Here is a 9,178-nt window from a genome sequence, read left to right as displayed (position 1 = left end):
GGATCAGATCAACAGGATTTGCACGGTCGAAATCAATGTTAGAGTAGGGGAAACAGTCAGGATGGGGAAAAAAGACCGCTGTCGCTGGAATAAGGTGACATCAAATTAGACATTTGGATAAAATCTGGTGTCGCTTTGGGTAGTTTCTGCCCCCGATGCAAAAATTTAAACCGTTTTGGCCCATATTTGTCTTCGCACTATACTAAATAACCCTTCCAATGAACAATTTAAAAAAGGCCCTCAGTTTGTTCGGTATCTTTCTACTGACCCAATGCGCAAGCACTTCGCCTCCACAGACTACCACGGCGGGAGGAGGCAACGCCCGCGTCAGGGAGGAAGTGGCTGGCAGCAAAGACAATAGTACTCTGGAGAATGGCTGTCCGCTCGATAAAATGCAGTGGCTTTACGCCAGCGACAAGTTTGACAGCGTCCAGCAAAACTCGCTTGCTGATACTCTATCCAAAGCCGCTAAGGCAGATGCCGCCACGCTCGACCGAATGATGGCTAATCGCAACAACAACCCGCTTGAGGCATCATCATCTCTAAAAATCCTGGTGGAAAAATTTGCGCAATCGCGCGTGCCGGTAAGTGAGGAATTCTATAAGCAGTACGCCAGCAGCCGCATGGCGATGTGCGCTGTAATGGATGCCTTGCGAAGTGGCTCTATCAAACAGGATGAAAGTACCAAGGTGGCAGGCAATACTTTTCGCGAGGTGGCGAAGTCTTTCGAGAAGTTAAGAAAGGAATAGAAGAATTTTGAATTACTGAAAACCAATAGAATGAGCTTAGTAATCTCCAAAGCGTTTATTGAAGACTAATTCTTCTGCCGGTATTGCTCTATGATCTTGTAAAGCGCTTTTTGCTTTTCCAATTCGGGGAAGAAATCGAATAGCTGCACGTGGGCTTCGTAGTCCAAAGTAAGCGCAATTTCGAGATTAAGTAACGCTTCGCGATATTCACCGCCATGAATCAAATACACGCAAAGGCGGTAATACAAATCGGCGTTTTCGGGAATTTCGTCCACAGCGGCCGACAGCAGATCGCAGGCACGGGCGTAATTACCCTGATCGAAGAGGACGAGCGACCATTTGAGCCAAACCTCAGGGTCACCGGGTTCGATTTCGGCCGATTTCTCGAATGCCTCGAAGGCAGACACGACATTACCCAGGCGGTACTCTGATTCAGCCAGAGCTAACCAATAGTCGGGATTTAGTTCAGTGATTTTTATGGCCCGGCGCAGAAATCCGACGGCTTCGTGCCAGCGGTTCATCTCGCTCATGCAAATCCCCAGGCCGTACCATCCATCGTCCCACTCGCTGTCGAGTTTGACAGCATCGCGGTAATGATTGGCGGCAGTCTCGAATTGGCCGAGCCTTTCGTAGCAAGCGCCCAGACAGCAACAGGTTTCGGGTTGCTTACCTTCCAGTTCGATAGCCTTGTGGTAATTGAACTTTGCGCTCTCGAAGTCCTCCGTGTTCATGAAGGAGTTGGCCATATTAAAATAAGCCGAAGCGAAATCCTCCTTTACCAAAGTGGCGTAATCGTAAGCCTCGATGGACTCCTCAAAGCGCTCAAGTTTGCTGTACACGATGCCCAGATTGTACCAAGCGTGGTGCGAGTACGGGTCACGGTCCACAAGGCTCTTATAGTATTCAAGATGACTATCGAGCTGCGATAGCATATCGAGACAGTGAGCCATTTCGTAAAAGGCGTATTCATTGTCAAGATTAAGGGCGATAGACTGCTTGTAGCTGACCACCGCCTCCTCGAACTTGCCCCAGTTCTGGTAGGTCTGGCCGATTTGGTAGTAGATTTCGTCGGTCTCTTCGGCGGTATCCAACATGCCTTCCAGGATACTGATCGACTGCTCGAAATCTCCCATCAAATTATAAATGGCTCCTTGCATGAATAGCACCTCAGTATCGCCGGGATGAAAGAGAGCAGCTTTTTCCAGTAATTCCAGGGCTGATTCGTAATCGGCGCGATTGGCGTAAAGCTGGGCCTTACTCAGCATCAATTCCAGCGAGTAGGGGTAGTTCTCCAACCCCAGATTACACGCTTTGATAGCCTTGTCCCAATCACCCTGATCCAGATAATGCTCTGCGACCTGTTCGTAAGAGTCCAAATCAAAGAATTCCCGCTCGTCCGTTTTCAGCATTCGCTCGAAGCGGCGGAGGGTTTCCTTCATATAGTTTTTTCTTTCGTCAAAATCCTGCTCCATTACACAGAAAGGTTTAATATCGCTCGGACAAAAATGCCTTTGCGCTGTTTTGATAGAAGAAAGTTAGTGATAAATCTTGTTTCTACCTCATTCTGTCCCCAAAAAACTTTTGCACACCCGCTTTACCGTTTTGTCAAGCGGCTGAAAATCAAAAGACAAGGCTTTCTCGATTTTGACGTTGCTGTATTCAAATCGATGAGCCGCCGAACGTGCAGTATCCCTGGTAATCAACGGGCGACTACCCGTAAGCCACGAACGCAGCGCTTCGACCCGCCAAATAACACCAGACAGCCATGAACCAACCTTAATGTGCGGCGCTTTTTTTCCGAACCCTTCGGCTATTTTGGCGAAAAGCTGTTGGTATGAAGCCGTCCCTGCGCTCAGGATGAAGCGTTCGTTTACGAGTTCCGACAAAGTGAGTTGATAGACAGCTTCGGCTACATCTTGAACATCCACGTAATTGACAGTCCCCTCGGTATAGAACGGCATGCCGTCGTACACGTATCTAAATAATTGGGTACTGCTTTTCTGCCAATCGCCCTCACCCAAAATCAGGGAAGGATTCACAACAACCGCCGAAAGCCCTTCGGCTATGCCGCGCCACACTTCCAGCTCAGCCAGGTACTTAGTTTTGGCGTAGGCCGAGTTGTTGGGAGAATCGGTCCAACGCTGGGTTTCGTCGATGACGATCGGAGCATCGTTGCCAATCAGACGAGGGTCCGGTCGCCCCAGGGCCGCTACGCTACTGACGTGACAGAGTTTTTGAATATCCTTTTTGAGACAGGCATTCACGACATTGGCAGTTCCCTCTATGTTGACCTTGTACATGGCTGCTTCGTCGCGTGGTACAAAGGAAACCACTGCTGCCGCGTGAATCACATAATCTACATCCACAATCGCTGTTTCCAGCGATAAAACATCAAGAATATCGCCTTCCCGCCATTCGATCCGACCTTCCAGGTCTCGCAGCAGCGAACGGTCGGAATTGGCTCGGTGCAGAGCGGTGACCTCGTGCCCGGCAGTCAGAAACCGTCGGGCGGTGGCACTACCTACAAGTCCGGTCGTACCGGTAATCAGAATTCGCATGGGATTGATTGAAGGAGGACAGTAGCCAGGTTCAGGGGCTAGCCGCGCTAATTTAGCCCCTATTTTTGAAATGAAGGGGTTTCTCTCTTTCTTTGGTGAAGGTTGCTTCCCATTTTTCATACCCTGCCAAAGCTCCTTAATCACCTGCTGATTATTCTTTCTATGAAAAAACTCTTCACAAACCTCACCTTTTGGGTATTGACGGCCATTGTAAGCGGCGCTTCGATAGGGCATTTTTACCCCGAAACAGGGCAACAAATGCGGCCCTTGGGTACGGGTTTTATCGACGTGGTCAAAGTATTCATCAATCCCATTATCTTTCTGACTATTTCGCTGGGTATCAGTGGAATGGGTGATTTGAAAAAAGTGGGAAAAGTGGGCGGCAAAGCACTGCTATATTTTGAGGTAGTTACGACTTTCGCCCTCATAATCGGCATAGCGGTAGCTTACCTTATCCGCCCCGGTGACGGGGTAGTTACCGCCGGAATGACCGAAGCTTCGGCAGCGGGCGATGTCTCGAAATTCGCCCAGGAAGCCGAAAAGGGTTTCAGTATGTGGGAGTTTTTCAAAAATAACCTCACGATCCAGGTACTTCTGTTCTCGATCTTGTTCGGGATATTTTTGAGCAAATTCAATGGCAAGCAGCGCATCCTGGACGTGCTGAACTACCTCTCGAAGTACGTTTTCAAAGCCCTGCACTTTGTGATGATGTTTGCGCCCATCGGGGCGTTTGGCGGAATGGCTTTCACCATCGGGAAGTACGGCATCAGCACGCTCCTGCCGCTCGGCAAGCTGATGCTGACGGTTTATATCACGATGGCCCTATTCATTTTCGTGGTACTTTACCTGATCTTACGCTACTATAAAGTCAGTCTGCTCAAGTACCTCAACTACATCCGCGAAGAACTGCTGATCGTGCTCGGTACTTCGTCGTCCGAGGCGGGGCTGCCCTCGCTCATGGAGAAACTCGAACGTATGGGATGCTCCAAACCCACCGTGGGGCTGGTAGTTCCGGCGGGCTACTCCTTCAACCTCGACGGCACGACGATCTACCTTTCGATGGCGACGATTTTCCTGGCGCAGGTCTATGGCGTGGAACTGACGCTGACCCAAATGTTCACGATCATCGGCATCCTGATGGTGACCTCCAAGGGCGCAGCGGGCGTCACGGGCAGCGGCTTCGTAGTGCTGGCCTCCACGCTCACAGCCATCAAGGTCATCCCGTTGGAAGGACTGGCGCTATTGCTGGGTGTGGATCGCTTCATGTCCGAAGCGCGGGCTATCACCAATTTCATCGGCAATGGCGTGGCGACGATCTGGATTGCCAACAACGAAGGCGATTTCGACCGGGCGAAGATGGAATATGCTTTCGGGCATTTGGCGGAGACGGAGGATGTGTTGGTGGATAATTTGGGGATTTTGGAAGGAGGAAGGGAGGAAAGGACAGGGCCGCCTGGCGGGAGGGAGGAAAGGAATCGCTCGGCCTGATTTGTAATCAGGTCGTTATCTCTTCGCGTTTGCAACGCGATCCGCGTACAAGCGTACTCGCGTTGTAGATGACGAGAGACGACTGCTAATCTGAATTTGGAATCGGGATTAGTAAGGTATAACTTTGATTATATACTAAGCTTTTTGTTAAAAATGAATATGCCAATTATGAGAATCAGTAACTACGCTCCATTGATTTCAAACCTACCAGTCAGACAACAGTGTTTTGAAACAAAACGAAGTAATTGGAAAAAAGCTGAAAAAGAGTTCTCATGGCTAAATGATATGAACGATAGGTTATTTGGTGTTAAAAACAGTATGACAATTAGTCGTCAAGATATTTTTAATACTGTAAATGCTAAGCAACGAATTGTATTAGCAGTATATTGGGGTTATCCTCGTGGAATGAGAAATAACTATTTCCTGAGTATTTTGAAAAACATTGACTTACTTGAAAGCACACTAGTTAAGTACGAAAATAGTTCTAACCTTTTGTCAAAAGATTTTACTGAAATGTGCAAAGTTTTCAAGAAAATTCCTGGCTTAGGAATCTCTACGTACAGTAAGATGCTTTATTATTTTAACATATATTTTAATAGCCATTGCTGTCTTATATTAGACAGTAGGCTCATAGAAGTATTTAAGAATAAAATATACAGCGAATTTATTCCAATCAGCAAAATATCATACACAACAGCAGAAGTTAGATATTTAGATTATTTAGGATTAATTAATCATACTGCTAGAATTATGAATGTTGATAGCGAGAATATTGAACAATTTCTTTTCATTTTTGGAAAAAATCTAGCAAAGAACTAATCTTTGCCTTATGTTTTTATTACTGTTTTTAATTGGGCCTATCAGTTTTGTTTCAAATATTCAAATATCTGATTTATAGTATGTTATATACAAAATATTTTTCTTCTAAGGCAGTCACCTTTGATGATACGCCGACATTACCGTCCAATTCATTTCATCTTTTTTCAGGGAGCATTACCTAGCGTAAAAAAAGGCTTTTACCAAATTCTTACAACCCAGAAACAGGAACTTATTTAGAGGTCTACTAATAAGTTGGAAAGAGACAATATAAGTATCGAAAAGTTTCGAAATAATTCTAGCTAGATTTTTCAAAATAGAATTAAAAGTACTAAATCATGGAAGAATCAGAGGAAATACAAGCAAGACAAAGGGCGTCAGAAGCAATAATCGTACAAAGGAAGCTTGATAGGGTGAACGAATCCCTCAAAGGCATCACCATTGAGCAAATAAGAGAAGTTGCCGCCCAAGCGGATAAGGAAAGCAAAAAAAATGATTGAAAATGAATGCTCCAATCTATCAAACTTCGATCATGCAAAATCTAGTTCTCTCAACATGAAAAGATCAACACTACTGATTCTCTGCTTCGTCACAATTTTCGACGGTATCTCCCTGGCCCAAACGCCGCAAAACCCCACCACGACCAAGGCCACTTTTTCCAATCCTTTACCCGTGCAGTTCGGCGATCCCTATATTTTGCGTACCCAGAACACCTATTATATGTACGGCACGGGGGGCGGGGCCAAAAAGGGCTTTGTGACCTACTCCTCCAAGGATATGGTGAATTGGAAGCCCGAAGGACAGGTGTATTTCCACGACAACAAAAACGGCTGGAGCGATCCGAAGGCAGCCTGGGGTGGGGCCTACTGGGCACCCGAAGTGTATGAGGTGAAGAGGAAGTACTACCTATTTTACAGTGCGCAATGGAAAGTGAACCCCACCCGCGAATTGGAAAACTTTCGGATCGGGGTAGCCGTGGCCGACAAACCCACTGGCCCTTTCATCGACATAGCCGAGCAGCCGGTCTTCGATCCCGGCTATCCGATTATCGATGCCAACGTGTTCTTCGATACCGACGGCAAAGCCTACCTGTACTATTCGCGCTGCTGCTACAAGCATCCGGTGGAAAGCGAAGTGGCCGACTTGGCTCGGAAAAAAGGCTGGTTCGAGGAGATTGAAGAAAGCTGGGTGTATGGCGTCGAGCTTAAGCCCGATTTTTCCGGCGTGATTGGTGAACCTGTTTTAATACTGCGCCCTCCTGTTTCACTCAGCAACAAGCAGGCGGAATGGGAAAGTCGGTCGGTCACGGCGCAGGAAGTGAATCGCCGCTGGACGGAGGGTTCGGTCACGTTCAAGAAAGACGGCACGTATTATATGATGTACTCGGCCAATCACTTTGGCGGCCAGAATTACGCCGTTGGTTACGCTACAGCCAAATTACCGCTGGGCCCATTTAAAAAAGCGACTAATAACCCCATCTTGCAAAAGAACACAGAAAAGGGCGGCTCGGTAACGGGTACGGGACACAACAGCATCGCCTATTCGCCGGATGGCCGGGAGATGTTCTGCGTCTATCACGCCCGAACCGCAAAGACCGGGGACGAACGCGTAGTGTGCATCGACCGAATGGAGGTAAAAAATGGCACCATAACGGTACTAGGGCCGACTACCACGCCCCAAAAATTGCCTTCGGGGGCAGCGGTGGCGGTTAGTGGAAAGTGAGGCTTTAGGAGAATATTCTTATTTTTAACAAAAAAAAGCCATGACACAGACATTTCAATTGAATACCGCCGAGTTGAATGCCAATTTCATCAAGTCCGTCCGGGCGTTGTTTGGCGAGAAGAAAATCAAGATTGTAGTGGAAGACGTGGAAGAGAGTCAGCCAGTTGATGAGAAAGAGCTTTTTCGAAAAACCGAAGAAATTCGCCTCAGTTTAAAAGACTTTAAGGTCGATCCAGATGTAAACTTCTCTGAACTCGCCGACGAAATGTACCTATGACTTACTTCGATTCAGACGTATTGGTACATTATTACGTAGAGCAAGATCCTCGAAAGCATATTGAAGCAATTCAATATTACGAGGATTCTACTGCTGCCGGGCATTTCAGTTGTTCGCTACTCACGCTACAGGAAACATCGTACGTTTTATCTCGCTTAAACGTGGACTCACGCAAAATCGAAGATATGTTACGGACAAACTTCCCTTACTTGACTACCACGTACGAAGTCTCTCATTTCAATCGAGCAATCGAAATTGCCTAAAAGATTGGCTTCCAGCACATCAACGACTGTCTCCACACCGCAATCGCCGAAGAATACTGCGAAGAACTCTTCACTTACAACAAAGCCGACTTCAAGCGAATCCAAAAATATGCCAAATTGAAAATTACAATTTTGCAATGATGGGAAAATTCTTGTGAAAGCCAGGATTTCTTCACTTTACCCACTACCGTTCAAACAATTTCCCGACTCACCTCCCCAAAAAAGTACTACTTTGCCACCATGTTTTGTCGAGGTAGTGCTATTTTTGCGCGTCATCCCTTGCATACCAGCTAATTATTTCAATACACAACCCAACTTTTCTCGTATGAAGAAAACTCTCCTCCTGTTGCTGAGCTTCGTAATTTTTGAAGTTCACGCACAAACTCAAATTCAGGGCAAGGTAACCGACGAGCAGTCGTCGCCGTTGCCCGGTGTCAGCGTGGTGGTCAAAGGAACCAGCACGGGTACTACGACGGATGCTTCGGGCAATTACAGCCTAAGCGTACCCGAAAACGCCACGCAATTGGCGTTCAGCTTTATTGGCTACGCCACCGTGACTCAGGACATCAATGGTCGAACGGCTATCAATGTGTCGCTGGATCAAGAAAGCAATCAACTGCAAGAGGTAGTAGTCAACGCACTGGGCTTCAAGACCCAGAAAGACCGCTCCGGCTCGACTTCCTCCACAGTATCCTCCCAGGCCATAAAGACGACGGGCGAGGTGGGTATCCTCAACAGTCTGGCCGGCAAGGCTTCGGGCGTCAAGATCGCCCGTGCCAACGGCGACCCCGGCGCGGGAACCAGCATCCAGATTCGCGGGGCCAACACCATCGGTGGCTCCTCGCAGCCGCTCATAATCGTGGATGGCGTCCCGATTTCCAACGACAACTTGTACGGTAGCGGTAGTTCGCGCTCGGGCGGCACCTCGCAGCAATCGCGGCTCAACGACCTCAATCCCGAAGACGTTGAGTCGGTGCAGGTGTTGAAAGGTGCTTCGGCGGCGGCTCTGTGGGGTTCGCGGGCGGCGAATGGCGTGTTGGTGATTACCACCAAACAGGGCAAGCTGAACCAGCGGATGAAAATTTCCTACTCAGCCAGCTACTCGGTGGATGAGATCAACCGCAAGCACCCGCTGCAAAGCACCTGGGGACAGGGAACGGGCGGCAAGTACAGCCCGACTTCGGCCAACTCTTGGGGCGATAAAATCTCGGCCCGGCCCGGCGGCGAGGATGTGGTCACTACCACGGGCGAGTACTTTTTGGGGCAGAACGGGGAGAAGATTTATCCCATAAAAACCAAGAATTC

The 9,178-nt window shown here is 48.0% G+C and carries 9 protein-coding genes; 7 read left to right on the top strand and 2 right to left on the bottom strand.

All coding sequences use genetic code 11. The annotated features are described in order from the left end of the window. The first annotated feature begins 218 nt into the window (after window positions 1–218). The gene (locus ACEW8P_RS13150; RefSeq protein WP_373513536.1) at window positions 219–749 is read left to right on the top strand and encodes a hypothetical protein; all 531 of its coding nucleotides are present in this window, start codon (window positions 219–221) and stop codon (window positions 747–749) included. A 65-nt stretch (window positions 750–814) separates the two neighbouring features. On the opposite strand, the gene ACEW8P_RS13145 is transcribed toward ACEW8P_RS13150, so the two are convergent. Continuing rightward, entirely contained in the window at window positions 815–2,221 is a 1,407-nt protein-coding gene (locus tag ACEW8P_RS13145; protein WP_373513535.1) for a tetratricopeptide repeat protein, read from the bottom strand. A gap of 87 nt (window positions 2,222–2,308) precedes the next feature. After that, window positions 2,309–3,307 carry an NAD-dependent epimerase/dehydratase family protein gene (locus tag ACEW8P_RS13140; protein ID WP_373513534.1) on the bottom strand — a complete coding sequence of 333 codons (999 nt, stop codon included), beginning with the start codon at window positions 3,305–3,307 and terminating at the stop codon, window positions 2,309–2,311. Between the two features lie 162 nt (window positions 3,308–3,469). Between ACEW8P_RS13140 and dctA the strand changes: the two genes are divergently transcribed. The 6 genes from dctA to ACEW8P_RS13110 form a co-directional block, all read left to right on the top strand. After that, window positions 3,470–4,795, top strand: a complete 1,326-nt coding sequence (gene dctA, locus ACEW8P_RS13135) for a C4-dicarboxylate transporter DctA (protein ID WP_373513533.1) — start codon at window positions 3,470–3,472, stop codon at window positions 4,793–4,795. A 168-nt stretch (window positions 4,796–4,963) separates the two neighbouring features. After that, on the top strand, window positions 4,964–5,614 hold the full coding sequence (locus ACEW8P_RS13130) for a hypothetical protein (protein ID WP_373513532.1): 651 nt from the start codon (window positions 4,964–4,966) through the stop codon (window positions 5,612–5,614). Window positions 5,615–5,949: 335 nt separating this feature from the next. Continuing rightward, window positions 5,950–6,111 carry a hypothetical protein gene (locus tag ACEW8P_RS13125; RefSeq protein ID WP_373513531.1) on the top strand — a complete coding sequence of 54 codons (162 nt, stop codon included), beginning with the start codon at window positions 5,950–5,952 and terminating at the stop codon, window positions 6,109–6,111. A gap of 55 nt (window positions 6,112–6,166) precedes the next feature. After that, window positions 6,167–7,333 carry a glycoside hydrolase family 43 protein gene (locus ACEW8P_RS13120; RefSeq protein WP_373513530.1) on the top strand — a complete coding sequence of 389 codons (1,167 nt, stop codon included), beginning with the start codon at window positions 6,167–6,169 and terminating at the stop codon, window positions 7,331–7,333. Between the two features lie 40 nt (window positions 7,334–7,373). Then, on the top strand, window positions 7,374–7,610 hold the full coding sequence (locus ACEW8P_RS13115) for a hypothetical protein (protein ID WP_373513529.1): 237 nt from the start codon (window positions 7,374–7,376) through the stop codon (window positions 7,608–7,610). Between the two features lie 588 nt (window positions 7,611–8,198). Further along, window positions 8,199–9,178, top strand: a 980-nt coding sequence (locus tag ACEW8P_RS13110) for a carboxypeptidase-like regulatory domain-containing protein (RefSeq protein ID WP_373513528.1), incomplete at its 3' end; no start/stop codon positions are given.

This window comes from Persicitalea sp. (assembly GCF_041751555.1).
Lineage (GTDB): Bacteria > Bacteroidota > Bacteroidia > Cytophagales > Spirosomataceae > Persicitalea.
This window is presented reverse-complemented; position numbering and strand designations above follow the sequence as displayed.

Excerpts from the sequence above, each read along its gene's own strand:
- dctA (WP_373513533.1), top strand. The coding sequence starts at position 3,470 with ATGAAAAAACTCTTCACAAACCTCACCTTTTGGGTATTGACGGCCATT.
- ACEW8P_RS13150 (WP_373513536.1), top strand. The coding sequence starts at position 219 with ATGAACAATTTAAAAAAGGCCCTCAGTTTGTTCGGTATCTTTCTACTG.
- ACEW8P_RS13130 (WP_373513532.1), top strand. The coding sequence starts at position 4,964 with ATGAGAATCAGTAACTACGCTCCATTGATTTCAAACCTACCAGTCAGA.
- ACEW8P_RS13120 (WP_373513530.1), top strand. The coding sequence starts at position 6,167 with ATGAAAAGATCAACACTACTGATTCTCTGCTTCGTCACAATTTTCGAC.
- ACEW8P_RS13145 (WP_373513535.1), bottom strand. The coding sequence starts at position 2,221 with ATGGAGCAGGATTTTGACGAAAGAAAAAACTATATGAAGGAAACCCTC.
- ACEW8P_RS13125 (WP_373513531.1), top strand. The coding sequence starts at position 5,950 with ATGGAAGAATCAGAGGAAATACAAGCAAGACAAAGGGCGTCAGAAGCA.
- ACEW8P_RS13115 (WP_373513529.1), top strand. The coding sequence starts at position 7,374 with ATGACACAGACATTTCAATTGAATACCGCCGAGTTGAATGCCAATTTC.
- ACEW8P_RS13140 (WP_373513534.1), bottom strand. The coding sequence starts at position 3,307 with ATGCGAATTCTGATTACCGGTACGACCGGACTTGTAGGTAGTGCCACC.